Source organism: Phytopseudomonas daroniae (genome assembly GCF_004327275.1).
Classification (GTDB): Bacteria; Pseudomonadota; Gammaproteobacteria; order Pseudomonadales; family Pseudomonadaceae; genus Aquipseudomonas; species Aquipseudomonas daroniae.
Window position 1 is genome coordinate 561,278 of the sequence record NZ_QJUJ01000001.1, and the last position, 14,631, is coordinate 575,908.

A 14,631-nucleotide genomic window follows, 5' to 3' on the forward strand; every position below is an offset into this window, starting at 1 on the left:
AGCATTTTGAGCCTATTTTTAACGCCGCGATGGCAACGCAGATAGTTTTTCAACAGCCTGTTAGTCAACGGTCACCTTCCGCAGGGCCGGCTCGGCTTCCAGCGCCTGCTCGCCAGGCGCGTACAGGCGCAGATAGCGAGCGGGCGGCATTACGAACTCGCCCTTCTGCGAGAAGCGCACCAGGTGTCGCAACACCAGCTCGCCCTGCAGGCTGTCCACCGGTACCGCGTAGCTCAGCTCGCCCGGCTCGTTGCGCGCCTTCTCCAGTGCCGAGGCCTCTTCCCCAGCCAGACCGCTGACCTGAATGCCCCAGGTGGTACGTTCCACATCGGCACCCGGCGGTAGCGGTACTTCCAGCATGCCGTAGCGCAGGGCCTGCTCCGAATCGCTGGTCAGGGTGATTTCGTCCAGATACAGACTGGCGCTGGAAATATCGTCCCTGCCCACTTCATGGGCACTGAATACGAAGGCTTCATCGCTCTCGACCAGTTCCAGCAAGCGCCGCTTGATGGTCACCGGTACCGCACTGGGCGCAGCCTGGGCGCTCTGGTAGTCGATGCGCACTTCGCTCGGCTGATCCAGGTCGCCAGCCAGCACCAGGGCCTGGGGCGGCTGTGCGCCGCTCCACTGCCAGTAGGTCTCACCGCTCGGGCCTTCGATGGCCTGCCAGTCGCCTTGCGGCGCCAGCGCAGGTTGCGTACCACGCAGATCCAGCGACGGCTGCAGCCAGGTCAGTGCCAGGGCACGCTCCAGACCGGGCTGGGCTGGCGCCATGGCGGCGAGCAGACGCTGGGCCTCCTGTCGATCCGGGCCATTCAGGTACAGGGCCACGGCGTCGACGAATGGCGAGTCGCTGACCTCGAGGCGTTCACGGGCAACCTCAAGCTGGGCCAGCAGCTCGTCCGCCACTGGTACGCCAGCCTGCTGCGCCAGCTGGACGCCCAGCTCACGGGCGATTGCCAGGCCGAGCGCGGAATCCGGCGCCGCCATCACCAGGCTGGCACCTTCTCCGAGTGTCTCTTCCTGACCTTCCCCTGCAGAGGCCAGGTCATACACCAGGCCTTCGAGCAGGGTTTTCACCGGCAGGCCCATGTCACGGGAGAACGCGATGATCAGCGCGCGTTGCAACAATGGCGTGTCCTGGGCGCGCTTGGCATAGAGTTCCAGCAGACGCTGCCAGTGCTCCGGCGGCAACTGGATCGCCAACGCACGGCTGGCGTGCCAGTCGGCGTAATAGGCGTAGGCGGTGAGGAAGGCGTCGCCATCGGCATCGCCGCCCCACCAGGTGAAGGTCGCTTCCGGCCCCGCCATCTGCACCAGGCGCAGACGACTGTTCTGCATGACCAGACGCAGGCGATCCCTGATCCGCGGCTCACCCGCCGCCAGGGTCGGGTAGGCCAGGCTCAGTGGCAGCAGGCGGCTGGCGGTCTGCTCGACACCGCCATAGGGATAGGCGAGCAGATCATCCAGCGCTGCGCCGAACAGGCCAGCGCCACTGTCATCCAGACGCACGCGCACCTGGCTGGCATCGGCAGGCAACTGCAGCGGTGTGCTGCCCGGGAAAGCCGAGAGGCGCGTGCTATGTACCTGCTGCCAGCCCGGTGCGACCAGCCGCAGGTTCACGGCCAGGGCATCGGCCAGCTTGTCGCCCTGGTGCAGCTCGGCGCTGAAATCGCCGGCAGCGATCGCGGCGTCTTCAACGGACAGGTAGTTGATGCCCTTGGCCAGTACCACCTCGCGGCGCTGCTCCTGCTCGCCATGGCGGATCAGCAGTTCGGCCTTGGCACCCTCTTCGCCCTGGTTGAAGGCGAACAGCCCCAGTGCAGGCTTGTCGCCGACCCGGAAGCGACTCGGGCCGCTCCACTTCAGGTACAGCGGCTTCTCCGAGCGCACGAACTGACGCTTCTGACCCACCTGACCATCGGCGCTCACCGCACGGGCGGTGATGCGCCAGCGGGTCAGCGAGTCGGGCATGCGGAAGCTGAAACGCGCCTTGCCGTCGGCATCGGTGACCAGATCCGGCTGCCAGGAAGCGGTGTCGACCTCTTCGCGGCGCGGCCGCTCCAGCACCTTGACGCCACGCTCGCTGCGGTTGGCACGGCCCGGCGCGCTCGGCGTACCCGGCAGGGCCAGGTCGTAACTGATGAACGACAGGCTGGCACTGGTGCGCACGTTGTTGCGCCGTGGGTGGTAGAAGAACTGATCGATACCCGGTGCGATTTCCGGCTGCAGAGCGTAGATCATCTCGTCCACCACGCTGACCGTCAGGCGCGTGGGTACCGGCTTGCCTTTGAGCAGGGTGCTCAGCTCGACGGTGACCATGTCACCGGGCTGCACCACCTCCTTGTCGGTCTTGATGGCGATATCGATCTGCGGTGTGGCGACCTTGATCCCGGCGTTCTGGAAGCTGTAATCGCCACCACGGGTATAGAGCGCAGAGAAGGTGATGTTCGGCGAGAAATCATTGCCTACCGCAATCCTTGCGCGGTACTGGGTATCGGACAGACGCTCGAGCTTGAGCCAGTCGCCGCCCTTGGAAAGCAGCGCGGTGGCCTCGACCTTGTCGCGTTCCAGGGTCAGCAGCGCATCGCTGACCGGCTCCGGGAAGGTGATCAGTGCCAGGGCTTCGTCGCCGGCCAGGTACTCGGCCTTGTCGAGCACGATCTCGATGGTGCCGGCGACCGATTTGACACCCTCGCCGCTGACCGAATGACCGGTGGCGCCGAGGATCAGGCCGCTGCTGTCCTTGAGGGTGATGCTGTAGGTGCCGGGGCGCTCGAAACTCAGCTCGAAGCCCGTGGCATCCGCCGCCAGCTCGCCGTTGCCGGTGCTCTGGTCTTCCAGTCGCACCCAGTCGTAGCGGGCCGGGCGCCGCTCGCTGTCACTCTCGCCGCGGTAGCTGAAACTCACCGCCTGACCGGCCGAACTGAAGCGCTGCGGCGCGCTCAGGCGATAGCGGGCAGCGCCGCGCTCGATAAGGATTTCCTTGCTGGTCTTGACCCGGTAGGCGGCACCGTCGCTGGCGAACACGCTGAGCAGATAGCGGCTGGGTTTGTCGGCAGCCGGCAGGTCGAGTTCCGCGCGGCCCTTGTCATCGGTGATCACTTCGGTGCTGCTCAGCTCCACCGGGAACTGGCCGAGGTACTGCAGTTCGTTGTCGATCATCGACAACTGCTGGGCGCGCAGGCTCAGTTGCACCTGGGCGTGCACCACGGGCTTGCCGTCCGGGTAGAGCAGCACCAGGGCGCCCTTGACCGGCTCACCGGTGCGGAAGTCCGGCTTGTCCAGATCCAGCGACACCTCGAAATGCGGCTTGATGTACTCGGCGACGCGGAAGGCGCTGCTGTACAGCTGGTCGCGGTAGGCGAAGCGCAGCTCGTAGCCACCGGCCACGGCGTTTTCCGGCAGCTGGAAACGCCCCTGACCGCCACTGGCGCTGTCGAAATCGAGTTTCTGGGTCTGCAGCACGGTGCCGTTGGCATCCAGCACACTGAGGCTGATCGGTGCAGTGCCAGCAGCCACCGAGTCGCGGGCGTTCTTGAACTCACGGCCAACGATCTTCACCTCGACCCAGTCGCCGGGGCGATACAGCGGTCGGTCGGTGAAGGCGTACAGCTTGGTGTCGTAGATTTCGCTGTCGTAGTAGAAGTTCTCGGAGACGAACACGCCGCCCTGGGCATCCTCGCCGATCACGTAGGAGCGCTCGGGACTGGTGTGGCCGAGGCGCAGCAGGCCTTGCGCATCGGTCTTGCCGCTGCTCATCACGCCCAGGCCATCGCTCCACAGCAAGCGCGCGTCGGCCACCGGCGTGCCCTGATGCTTGTCGGCCGTCCATACGAGGAGTTCGCCACCGGCGATCTTGCTCACCGCCACGGTGTTGGAAACGAATACCACGGTGGTGGCGCGGTACTTGCCAATGATCGCCTCGGCCAGGTACAGGCCTGGCTCCAGCTTGCCCAGCGGGATGTAGACGTTACCCGAGGCGACGCTGATGAAGTTGCTCGACGAGCCGGACAGATCGACACCTTGCGGCGGCTCGATAGGTTTGGCTTCCCACAGCGGATAGCGGAACTCGGCCACCAGCGGCAGGCCCTTCATCGGCGCGAACTGCACCTGCGGCGTGAATTCGGTCGGCTCGGCGATGGCGCTGCCCATCTTCAGCTCAGGCGCTTCCTCGGTGACCTGCTTGCGTGACTCGTAGGAGAAGGCGCGCTGCATCACGCGGCGCGATTTGCGGTACCAGTTGTCCCACAGGTACGACAGGGTGTTGGACAGCCCTTCGCCCTTGAACTGGCCCTCGGTGACCACCCGGTGCAGATTCTTCTGGCGCTTGAGGAACTCCAGCGGCTGGTCGATGCGGTACAGGCGCATGTCGACGCCACCGTAGCCTTCCATGCGGTAGCGGCGGTAATCACGGCCCGGCGCTTCGAGGCGCACCGTGGCCACTTCGTCGGCCGCGAAGCTGCTGTCGGCGAGCAGGAAGAACGACTCGCCGGACAGCGGCGTGTAGTTGCTCGCCGGCACCTCGTCCTCCGCGTGACCCGCCAGGGGCAACAGGGCCAGCAACGCGACAGCGAAGAGGCGGTTCATCGCGCGAGGAAATTCAGCCGATAGATGCCGATAAAGTTGGGGTTGGCGTCGTCGGGTATCCATCGGGTGTCCTTCCATGTCATGAGTTGTTGCAGGCTGACGGCACGCATGCCGTTATCCGTGGGAGTGGTGGTACCGGTGTGGTAAACGATGTCGCGGCCCATCCAGATCATCAGGTGCTGATCGTCGCCCTGATCGAAGAACATCAGGTCGCCGGGGCGTGCCTGGTTCAGATCGCGACCGAGCAACTGGCTGTTGAACTGGATCAGCTTGATCGCATTGACGTAAGGGCCGACCTGGCCGCCGCCCTGCTGCCAGTTCTGCGCCAGGCGACGCTGGGCGTCGTCCAGCTCCAGCTCTGGCGGCAGGTAGCGGTTGGACAGACCATTGGCATGCAGCCACTTGGCGTCATGCACCTTGAGCGCCTCGTTGGCGGCGAAGCGCACCAAGCCGACACAGTCCTGCTGGTGCCAGCGCGGGCTCGGGCCCTGGCGAAGCTGCTCCTGGGCGATACGCACGAACCAGGCACGGAATATCTGCGACTGCTCGGGGTTCAGCGCGGGCGCCGGTTCGGCGCGCACGCCAAGGCTGAACGCCATCAGTGAAGCGGCGAGCAGGAGACGCAGGCCGGGAGCGAAAATGATCAAAGCGCGCGCCATTCGAGTGGAATCCACTGCCAATCGTCTGTGGCTTCGGTATTGGCCGGCAGCGTCAGCGCGAACTGGCCGTAACCGCCCATGGCACGCAGCTTGGGCAGCAAATGAATGTCGGCGGCGTTGCGGAATACCGGCTCGTAGTTGGCCGGCAGGCTGTCCAGGGTTTCCTGTTCGAGCAGGCGCGACAGGCCTTCGGATGCCAGATAACCCGGAACCAGGCCGTCGGCGGGCAGCACTTCGGCGAGCGGCGGGAAGCGCTTGCCGAGGGTATCGAGGGCCTTGTCCACCAACCGATCATCCAGGGAGAACAGCAGCGTCTGCCCCTGGCGCGCCAGGCTCACACGGAAAAAACTGCGGGAAGTGAGAGCATCGGGCTCAACGCTCTGCGCGGCCGGGTACTGGCCAAAGTTGGAACCCACCTCGCGGCGCCAGGTATGGCCATCGGCGCTGCTCTGGCTTTCGACCGGGAAGCGGCCGTTTTCGGCATTGGCTTCGAACGCGCCGATCATGCCGTCGAACAGCCCGCCGATTGCCTGATCGAGCTCAGGCGTGACGGCTTCGTCAAGGTGGGTGACCAGCAACGGCGAATGCAGTCGCGAGTCGGCGTACCAGCACAGACCCGCGGTGCTGCCCAGGCGTTTTTCGAGATCTTCGCTGACCGCCTCGCTGGCGCCGACACGCGCCAGCAGGCGCTCGGCACTGCCCGGCGCCACGGGTACCGCCACACAGGCGCTGGCCCCCATCGGCATGGCTTTCCAGATCGGCGTGAAGTCCAGGCGCGGCTGGTCGTCGACTTCGTTCAGAGCCAGGAAACTGCTCCAGCCACCCTCCCCCTTCTCGAAACGCAAACCGGCGAAGGCCGGGAAGAAGCGCTGGTAACCGAGCGCGACATATTCGCCACTGAGGGAAATGCGCTGCTGCTCCTGCTCGCGGGCCTTGAGGCCGAAGCGTTTGGGAAACGGGTTGTCGCCGTCGAGCAACGACTCCACCGACTCCACGGCTTCGCGGCCGAGCTTGTCGTCCTCGCCGAGCAACATGCCGGGCGAAGACAACACCAGCAGTTTGTCGCCATGGCTGGCCAGCAGCAGCGCACGGTCACCCAGATAGTTGAGGCGATACAGCGGCACGCTGCTGCCATCGACGCGCAGTTCGCCAGCCTGGCGCAGTTGGCTGTCGTCCAGGGCGATATGGGCCAGCGGTTCCAGCACCTTGGCCAGGCCACCACGCTGCATGACCATCAGGAAATGCTTGAGCTTGCCATCGGCGCCCTTCCACAGGGCCACGTCGGCGGGCTGGTCGAGCAACTCGTCGAGCAGGTTGTCACGCAGTTTCAGATCACGTTCGTAGATGATCCGTCGCAGGCTGCCGACCAGCCCGAGGCGGTCGGCGTTGTGTTCGTAGTAGAAGACGAAGTCTTCGGTGAGGGTGTCGCGCAGCAGCGGCACCGCCAGCAGATCCCTGGGCAGACGGCTGAGCGACGCGCTCTCGATCAAGGCGTCGGGGCGCTGCAGATCCAGGCCCAGGGCGCTGCGTTCACCCAGCTCGCGCGAGTCCTGGCCGCAGGCGGCAAGCAGCACGGTCAACGCCAGGGTAGAGAAGCGCTGCAAGTGGGCGGCAATAATCCGGTTCATAAAAAAGTCCCTATTCATCCGAGCATCGGGATATCAGGCTGTTGAAAAACTATCTGCGTTGCCATCGCGGCGTTAAAAACAGCCTCAAAATGCTCATGTACTACTCGTACACTCCGCTTTTTCGGCTGTTTCTGCCTTGCGCTGGCTGCCTCGATCACGTTTTTTCAACGGCCTGCAAAATTGAAAGATTTGACGAAAAGCAGCTCACCGATGGCGCGTAGCGGCACCAGGAACGTCTCGCGCTTCTCGTTGACGGTGTTCTCGTTGAAGATCAGGTTGATCTGCGCGGTGATGATCTCGTTCTGGTTGCTGCCAGCCTCGAAGTTGTAACCACCGCTGCCCAGGTTGCCCCAGTAATTCACGTAGATCAGATAGGTTCCCTGCAGCGGCGCGGTCATGGTGAACATTTCCGGGCCGGGGCCATCCACGCTGTCGACATCCAGGCCGCCGCCGTTGGTGAGCACCGGCCGGCTCCAGAAGGCGTGCTGGCCATCCGGAGTGACCACGTGCAGGTCGAGTTCGGCCTTGGGGTCGTCCCAGCCCAGTACGATGCGCATGCGCGCCGGGGTGCGCAGGTCGTTGGCTTCATAGAATTGAATGCGTTTGAGCGACTGCCCCTCGCCAGCGACCAGCTCGACGCTGTTGGAGCCAGCGCCAAAGGCATAGGGCCGGGCGAAGCGGCCCTGCTCGTCGGTGTACAGCGGCAGTGGATTGCCATTGACCACCAACCGATGAGGCGGGCGCAGTTGGCCAATGTTCTGCAGGGTGCCCTCGATCATGCTGCGCCCACGTTGGGCGCCGCGGTCGATAGGCGGAGTCGGGTAAGCGACGCGGGGCTGATCGGCGCCATCATTATTGAGGCCGTGATAACGCCAGCCGCCGCTAGGGCCCTGCAGGGAAACCGAAGGTTCGGCCCAGGTCATGGCAGGCATCAGGAAAACGCACAGAAGCAGCACGCGACGCGCCAGACAGGCGCGGGCCTGGGCGAGCCGAAACGTTCCGCGGCGCGGAAAGGGACGAACCACTGCTCTGCACTCCTTGTGCTGGCTCAGGCCTGACAGCCTGGCATCCGCACTTCACATCGTAGGCTCATCGTAGGCGACGAGGCGCCTTCATGGACGATCACATGCCGAAGAGGCTACCTCGGCAGCGTCATATGAAGTTACACGCTAGCCGAGGATGCTAGCGAGTTACCCCGGAACTGACAATCGTGGCAGTTACGAATCAGTACTGGGTCACAATGGCGAGCGACCAATGGAAGGCGTAAGCGGACGGTCGAAATTTGTATCGGATGTGCCGGCCAAATGTCGGATTACGCTTCGCTAATCCAACCTACAGGGAACCATGGCACGAATGTAGCCTGGATTAGCCGCAGGCGTAATCCGGGGCCGAAGGCCGTGATCCATGGTTCAACGCGGGTCACCGACAGTCTGCTTCCGCCACAAAGCTGCCCTCTTCGACTATCTGAGCCCCTGCGATTACTAGATCCACTGCGCCCATTGCAGCAGCAACAGCCCGACGTTGGTGGTAACCACCGCTGCCAGGGTGGTGATGACGATGATCGCGGCCGCCAGTTGATAGTTGCCATTCACCGCCCGGGCCATGACGAAACTGGCGGCGGCCGTGGGGCTGGCGAAGTACAGGAAGAGGATCGCCAGATCCGCGCCGCGGAAGCCGAACGCCCAGGCACCCAAGGTCGAGAACAGCGGCAGCCAGACCATTTTCATCATGCTCGAACCAATCGCCGTTCCGCTGCTTTCACGCAACGAGGTCAGCGACAGGGTACCGCCGATGCAGATCAGCGCCAGCGGCAGGGTCATCTGCGCGAAGTATTCGCCGGAAACCATCATCCAGTGTGGTAGCGGAATCTGCCAATAGGCGAACGGGATGGCAGAGAGCACGCCGATGATCAGCGGGTTGGTGAAGATACTTTTGCACAGCGTCCAGGGATCGGACTTCATGTTCGGGCTGTAGATCGCCAGAACGATGGCCGACAGCACGTTGTAGCAGAGGATCACCACGCCACCGAGCACCGCGCCCACCGACAGCCCGTATTCACCATACATGCTGGTGGCCAGCGCCAGGCCGACGATACCGTTGTTACCGCGGAAGGCGCCCTGAGTGTAGATACCGCGATCGGCCATCGGGCAGCGCCAGATGGCCCAGCCCCAGGCGGCGACGAAGCTGACCAGGGTGGCGAACACGAAGTAGCCGATCAACGTGGGCTGCAGCGCCGCATTGAGATCCGCGCCGATGATGCTGAGAAACAGCAAGGTCGGCATGGTGCCGCGAAATACCAGAGACGAGGCGGTATCGATGAACGCATTGTCGATCCAGCGCAGCCGTTTGAGCAGCACGCCGAGAAACAGCATGGAAAAGACCGGAGCAGTGATGCCGAGGGTTTGCTGAAGCACAGCGAGCATGGAAGTCCCGGGAGCGAGAGACATAACCGAATGGGAATCGAACGTAGTCGAGTGCCCGGCCAGAAAAGTGCAGAAACAGTATGAAGTTGCCAGGAATGATAGCAAAGCACGGGCCATGCAGGCCGCCACCGACTGCATCGCGATTCATCACCTGCTTCCGGGCAAATGCACCGCTGGCTCAGCCCAGCACCTGCATCAATCTCGCGCGATCCTGAGCGCCCTGCCAGCGGGCGAGCACCAGGCAAGCGACGCAGTTGCCCAACACATTGGTCAGCGAGCGACACTTCATCAGCCGCTCTACCCCGACGAGAATACCGATTGCCTCCAGCGGTACTATCTGCACCACGCTCAGCGTGGCGGTCAGCGTGATGAATGCCGAGCCGGCCACGCTGGTCGAGCCCATGGAGGTGAACAGACTGACCAGTAGCAGCGTGAGCAATTGCGGGGCACTCAGGTCGATGTGCACCAATTGTGCGAGGAACAGAACGGCGACGCCCAGATACAGGTTGGAACCATTGAGGTTGAAGTTGTAGCCCGCGGTGAGAATCAGGCGCACCAGTTGACTGTCGCAACCGGCCGCTTCCAGCTTGTCGATCAAGCGGGGCAGTGCCGCTACGGATGACCCCGTTGACGCCACCAGTAGCAACTCCTCCCTGATATGCACGATCAGGCGCAGAAGACTTACGCCTGCAAGCCTGACCATCAGTGTCATGACCAGCACGATGAACAGCAGACAGGCGACATAGGCCACTGCGACAAACTTGAGCAGCGGAATGGCCGCACCTGCACCATGCTTGCCGATGGCGAAGGCAATGGCGCCGAACGCCGCCAGAGGTGCGAAGAAGACGATAACGTGCATGATCCGGAAAACCATGCCGACCGCGGCATCGAGTGTCTGCCGCAACGCCATCCCCCGCTCACCGATCCGCCCCAACAACAAGCCCGCCAGGAACGCGGCGAGCAGAACCTTGAGAATGATGCTCTGGGCAAATGCGGCCAGCAGCAATGCCGGAATCTGCGCAAAGAAATGAATATCGATCGGCGCCATCCCCGCCGGGGAGAACTCGGCGGTGACCATGGTGCTCACACCCGGCTGCAACAGAGACGCCACGGACAATCCACAGGCCAACGACAGCAATGACATCAGTTGCCAATAGGCGAGCGCTTTGAAACCAAGGCGCAGGGTGGTGCCATCAGCACGCATGCGCGCCACACTCGAACAGATCAGCACGAATATGACCACAGGCGTGACCAGCCCCACGCTGGCAATGAACAGATCGCTGAGCGGCTTCATCTGGGTAGCCAGCGATGGCCGCCACACGCCCAGGAAGCCGCCAAATAAAACGGCCATCACGAGCTGGGCTACGCGGGAACGGGCAAGGCGGAAAGTCATCGGAGCCTGGTTTCTTATTATTCGCGCACGGTTCGAGCACCGTGCATGTCGCCCTATCCTATCCCAGCGCGAATTGATTCGATATGGTGTGTCGCCATCGCATGCTGGCCCTATCAACTGCCCGAGGTGAACACTGAATGGAACTCCGTCACCTTCGCTACTTCGTCATGGTATCGGAGGAAAAGCACTTCACACGTGCCGCCGCCAGGCTGAATATGCAACAGCCTCCGCTGAGCCAGCAGATTCGGGCGCTTGAACAGGAACTGGGCTTCGAGCTGTTCGTGCGTCATCCCAAAGGGGTCGATCTCACGACGGGGGGTCAGGTCTTCCTGAGCGAAGCGAAGGAGATTCTGCAACGCGTGGAACTGGCGGCCGCCAAGGCGGCCCGTACGGCTCAGGGCATCGTGGGCACCTTGAGCATCGGTTTCACAAGCTCGGCTGCATCGCACCCTCTGATTCCACGGATAATTCGTGAATACCGGAAAAATTATCCAAACGTGGACATCACGCTACATGAAGGCAATGCCGGCGAGCTGACCGAACAGGTCACCAGCGAACGGGTCGATGTCGGCATCCTCCGCGCGCCCGTGGCTCGTCCACAGGGCGTGCAGTTCCACCGGCTGCTCAATGAGGAAATGTTATTGGTCTTGCCGACCGGCCACCCTCAACTGAAGGGGGGCAGTGAAACGCCAGTCTCGTTGAAAGATCTGTCCGACGAACCCTTCATCCTGGTTCGTCGGCCTGGTGCGCCGGGTATGTACGCCAACCTGATGCAGGCCTGCCGCAATGCCGGCTTCGAGCCGAGGATCGCTTTCGAAATCGAACGCATGCTGACCAATGTCAGCCTGGTTGCCGCCGGTGCCGGTATCTCGGTGGTGCCGGCATCCATGAAGGGCTTGCACACGGACAGCGTCGTCTACCGCCGCATACGTGATGCCAAACCCCGCCTCGTCGCGCCAATCACCCTGGCGAGCCGGGGCTTCAATCAGTCACCGGCCACAGACAACTTCATCCAGCTGGCCCGCCAGCTCAGCAGCCAGTACCGCAAGGAACTGGTCGCGCGAGCGAGCTGAGCGCACGGCAAACTTCCAGGACAACACAGGGCTCTCAGCGACGAACCGGGCGCTTCTGCAATTTGCGCTGCAGGGTACGGCGATGCATGCCGAGGGCACGGGCGGTCGCCGAGATGTTGCCTTCGTGCTCGGCCAGCACCCGCTGGATGTGCTCCCACTGCAGACGATCCACCGACATGGGGTTTTCCGGCACCAGGGTGTCGAGGTCGGCATGCTGGGTGAGCAGCGCGGCGAGCACGTCGTCGGCGTCCGCCGGTTTGCACAGGTAGTTGCAGGCGCCGCGCTTGATGGCTTCCACCGCGGTGGCGATGCTCGAATAGCCGGTGAGGATCACCACGCGCATTTCGGCATCCAGCTCCAGCAGCTTGGGCAGCAGCACCAGACCGGAGTCGCCTTCCATCTTCAGGTCGAGCACGGCGTAATCCGGCAGATCCTGCGTGGCGATGGCCAGGCCTTCCTCGGCAGAAGCGGCGGTCGACACACGCAGGCCGCGGCTGCTCATGGCCCGCGCCATCACGCGGGTAAAGGTGGGGTCGTCATCGACCAGCAGCAGATGGGGTTGTTCTTCACTTTCCAGCAGCGCTTCGTCACTCATACATCACTCCTTATGCCCTGGCATAGGCTCGCGGCAACTTGAGCTCGGTGAGCGTGCCGCCTTCTTCATGGTTATACAGCTTCACCGTACCACCGGCGCGGGTCACGCTGGCCTGGCTGAGGAACAGCCCGAGGCCGAACCCCTTGCCCTTGCCTTTGGTGGTGAAGAACGGCCGGCCCAGTTGCTCGGCAATGGCCAAGGGTACACCCGCACCGTAGTCACGTATGCTCAGCCGCACCCACTGATGATCCCAATCCAGGCAAATCTCCAGGTTCTCCGGACAGGCATCGGCGGCGTTGTTGAGCAGGTTGAGCAGCGCCTGGGTCAGATCCGCCGGCGGCATCAATTGCGGCGGTTTGCCGACACCCAGACATTCATAACGATAGCTGGCCTCGGGGCGCATCAGGTGCCAGCGATTCAGGGTGGTTTCCAGCCAGACCACCGAGGACATTTCCACCACGGCCTGACGACGATCCGCTTCGGCAGCGCGCACCAGTTGCTGGAGGGTTTCCTTGCAGAGTTTGACCTGCTCCTGCAGCAAGGCGAGATCTTCCTGCAGCAGCGGATTCTGATGCTCGCGGCGCAGCTCCTTGATCAGCACGCTCATGGTCGCCAGGGGCGTCCCGAGTTCATGGGCAGCGCCGGCAGCCTGGGTAGCGACGGCCAGCAGTTGCTGATCGCGCATGCCCTCCTCGCGGCGTTCGGCGCGCAGTTTTTCCTGCTGACGCAGTTCCTCGGCCATCTTGGCGACGAAGAAGGTGATCAGCCCCGCCGCCAGGGCGAAGCTCAGCCACATACCGTAAACCAGGAGGCTTTCCCGCGGCCCGACCGGCAGCTGCAGCGGGTGCGACCACACCAGCAGCAGCGTGTAGGACGCCAGCGCCATCCCCGCGAGGATCATGGTGAACAGCCACGGCAGCGTCGCCGCGGCGATGGTCAGCGGCACCAGGTAATAGGAGACGAAGGGGTTGGTCGAGCCGCCCGAGTAATACAGCAGCAGGCTGTGAATGATCAGGTCGCAACCGAGATGGATTGCGTACTCGGCTTCGGTCACCGGCCAGGGGCCACGCAGACGCAACGCCGTGAGCAGACACAGCACCAGAGAGGCGCCAAGGGTGATGCTCAGTTGCAGCCAGGGCAGCGGCAACAGCTCGGACTTGTAAGCGAGGCCAACCGAACCGGCCTGCGCCGCCAGCACGAGGAAGCGAATCAGGGTCAAACGCCAGAGATTCTGGCGACTGGCGGATAACAACTGAACAGGGGCCAGCATCAACATTCCTCGGGGGCTCATCGCAAGCCTGGCGAGTATAACCAAGCGTGTCCGCGCACTGCTGCGGCAACGCGCCGCAGCAGCCGTTCGCAAGCGGCGATAGAGGGATCGCAGCCGACGAGCGGCGGTCAGATGCCTGCATATTTTTTTCAATGCGGATTAACCCGAATCGGTAAGCCGCCTCGTCTACCCTTATGAACACGGCTGATCAGCCGTACACATCATCGATAAGGAACCGCCATGCAGCCACTGTCCCGCCTCGCCACCGTTCTGGCTTTCACCACTGCCGGCCTGTTCAGCATCGCCGTCCAGGCCAATGAGCCACGCTATAACCAGATATCCCTGAGCACCCAGGTCAGCCATGAAGTGGCTCACGACCTGATGCAGGTCACCCTGTACACCGAGGCCCAGCACAAGGATCCCGCCGCTCTCGCCGCGGAAATTACCCGCACCCTCAACGCCGGGCTGACCCAGGCCCGTGGCGTGAAAGGCGTGAGTGTGTCCCAGGGCAGCCGCAACAGCTATCCGGTCTACAGCGAGAAAGGTGAGGAAATCAGCGCCTGGCGCGAGCGCGCCGAGATCCGCCTGGAAAGCGCGGATTTCGCCGCCCTCTCGAAACTGACAGGCGACATGCTCAAGACCCTGAAGATGGGCGGCATGAGCTTCAGCATCGCTGACGCCACGCGCAAGAAAGAGGAAGACGCGCTGATCAAGGACGCCGTCGCGGCCTTCAAGGAACGCGCGCAGCTGACCACCGAAGCCCTGGGCGGCAAGAGCTACAAGCTGGTCAGCCTGGGCCTCAACAGTGGCGGCTTCGTACGCCCGCCGATGCGCATGGAAGCCATGAAGGCCTCCGCGTTCTCCAGCGACAGCATTACTCCGGAAGTCGAAGCGGGCACCAGCCAGGTGACCCTCAGTGCCGACGGTGTGATCGAAGTGCAGATGTAAGCGAAAACATTCCTGGCACCAGCCTCCCTGGTACGCTCTATCATGGGGTTGC

The 14,631-nt window shown here is 63.2% G+C and carries 10 protein-coding genes; 2 read left to right on the forward strand and 8 right to left on the reverse strand.

The genetic code is table 11. The features are described 5' to 3' along the window. Nucleotides 1-60 precede the first annotated feature (60 nt). From DNK10_RS02750 to DNK10_RS02775, 6 genes are all read right to left on the reverse strand, one after another. A complete protein-coding gene (locus tag DNK10_RS02750) occupies nucleotides 61-4,590 on the reverse strand; it encodes an alpha-2-macroglobulin family protein (protein ID WP_131190480.1) in 4,530 nt (1,509 codons plus the stop codon). After that, nucleotides 4,587-5,249 (reverse strand): DUF1175 domain-containing protein, encoded by a 663-nt coding sequence (locus DNK10_RS02755; RefSeq protein ID WP_131190481.1) that lies wholly within the window; start codon nucleotides 5,247-5,249, stop codon nucleotides 4,587-4,589. Before DNK10_RS02755 ends, DNK10_RS02750 begins: the two co-directional genes overlap by 4 nt. After that, on the reverse strand, nucleotides 5,234-6,877 hold the full coding sequence (locus DNK10_RS02760; RefSeq protein WP_131190482.1) for a DUF2138 domain-containing protein: 1,644 nt from the start codon (nucleotides 6,875-6,877) through the stop codon (nucleotides 5,234-5,236). The genes DNK10_RS02755 and DNK10_RS02760 overlap by 16 nt, the downstream gene beginning before the upstream one ends. Before the next feature lie 164 nt (nucleotides 6,878-7,041). Further along, nucleotides 7,042-7,809 carry a YfaP family protein gene (locus DNK10_RS02765; RefSeq protein WP_131190790.1) on the reverse strand — a complete coding sequence of 256 codons (768 nt, stop codon included), beginning with the start codon at nucleotides 7,807-7,809 and terminating at the stop codon, nucleotides 7,042-7,044. A 549-nt stretch (nucleotides 7,810-8,358) separates the two neighbouring features. Then, nucleotides 8,359-9,300, reverse strand: a complete 942-nt coding sequence (locus DNK10_RS02770; RefSeq protein ID WP_131178683.1) for an AEC family transporter — start codon at nucleotides 9,298-9,300, stop codon at nucleotides 8,359-8,361. Nucleotides 9,301-9,478: 178 nt separating this feature from the next. Then, nucleotides 9,479-10,651, reverse strand: coding sequence for a cation:dicarboxylate symporter family transporter (locus tag DNK10_RS02775; protein ID WP_244216192.1), 1,173 nt, complete (start codon nucleotides 10,649-10,651; stop codon nucleotides 9,479-9,481). Between the two features lie 179 nt (nucleotides 10,652-10,830). On the opposite strand from DNK10_RS02775, the gene DNK10_RS02780 reads away from it, so the two are divergent. Then, complete coding sequence (locus DNK10_RS02780; protein ID WP_131178682.1) at nucleotides 10,831-11,766, forward strand: LysR family transcriptional regulator; 936 nt, start codon at nucleotides 10,831-10,833, stop codon at nucleotides 11,764-11,766. A 34-nt stretch (nucleotides 11,767-11,800) separates the two neighbouring features. Here the strand turns inward: DNK10_RS02780 and DNK10_RS02785 are convergent, their stop codons facing one another. Next, complete coding sequence (locus DNK10_RS02785; protein ID WP_131190484.1) at nucleotides 11,801-12,361, reverse strand: response regulator transcription factor; 561 nt, start codon at nucleotides 12,359-12,361, stop codon at nucleotides 11,801-11,803. 10 nt (nucleotides 12,362-12,371) lie between these two features. Beyond that, nucleotides 12,372-13,631 carry an ATP-binding protein gene (locus DNK10_RS02790; RefSeq protein ID WP_131178680.1) on the reverse strand — a complete coding sequence of 420 codons (1,260 nt, stop codon included), beginning with the start codon at nucleotides 13,629-13,631 and terminating at the stop codon, nucleotides 12,372-12,374. Nucleotides 13,632-13,871: 240 nt separating this feature from the next. Between DNK10_RS02790 and DNK10_RS02795 the strand changes: the two genes are divergently transcribed. After that, on the forward strand, nucleotides 13,872-14,579 hold the full coding sequence (locus DNK10_RS02795) for an SIMPL domain-containing protein (RefSeq protein WP_131190485.1): 708 nt from the start codon (nucleotides 13,872-13,874) through the stop codon (nucleotides 14,577-14,579). Nucleotides 14,580-14,631: the final 52 nt, after the last annotated feature.

What these genes read in the sequence shown, in the direction of transcription:
- DNK10_RS02750 (WP_131190480.1), bottom strand. Translation starts at nt 4,590, where the DNA reads ATGAACCGCCTCTTCGCTGTCGCGTTGCTGGCCCTGTTGCCCCTGGCG.
- DNK10_RS02755 (WP_131190481.1), bottom strand. Translation starts at nt 5,249, where the DNA reads ATGGCGCGCGCTTTGATCATTTTCGCTCCCGGCCTGCGTCTCCTGCTC.
- DNK10_RS02760 (WP_131190482.1), bottom strand. Translation starts at nt 6,877, where the DNA reads ATGAACCGGATTATTGCCGCCCACTTGCAGCGCTTCTCTACCCTGGCG.
- DNK10_RS02765 (WP_131190790.1), bottom strand. Translation starts at nt 7,809, where the DNA reads ATGCCTGCCATGACCTGGGCCGAACCTTCGGTTTCCCTGCAGGGCCCT.
- DNK10_RS02770 (WP_131178683.1), bottom strand. Translation starts at nt 9,300, where the DNA reads ATGCTCGCTGTGCTTCAGCAAACCCTCGGCATCACTGCTCCGGTCTTT.
- DNK10_RS02775 (WP_244216192.1), bottom strand. Translation starts at nt 10,651, where the DNA reads ATGGCCGTTTTATTTGGCGGCTTCCTGGGCGTGTGGCGGCCATCGCTG.
- DNK10_RS02780 (WP_131178682.1), top strand. Translation starts at nt 10,831, where the DNA reads ATGGAACTCCGTCACCTTCGCTACTTCGTCATGGTATCGGAGGAAAAG.
- DNK10_RS02785 (WP_131190484.1), bottom strand. Translation starts at nt 12,361, where the DNA reads ATGAGTGACGAAGCGCTGCTGGAAAGTGAAGAACAACCCCATCTGCTG.
- DNK10_RS02790 (WP_131178680.1), bottom strand. Translation starts at nt 13,631, where the DNA reads ATGCTGGCCCCTGTTCAGTTGTTATCCGCCAGTCGCCAGAATCTCTGG.
- DNK10_RS02795 (WP_131190485.1), top strand. Translation starts at nt 13,872, where the DNA reads ATGCAGCCACTGTCCCGCCTCGCCACCGTTCTGGCTTTCACCACTGCC.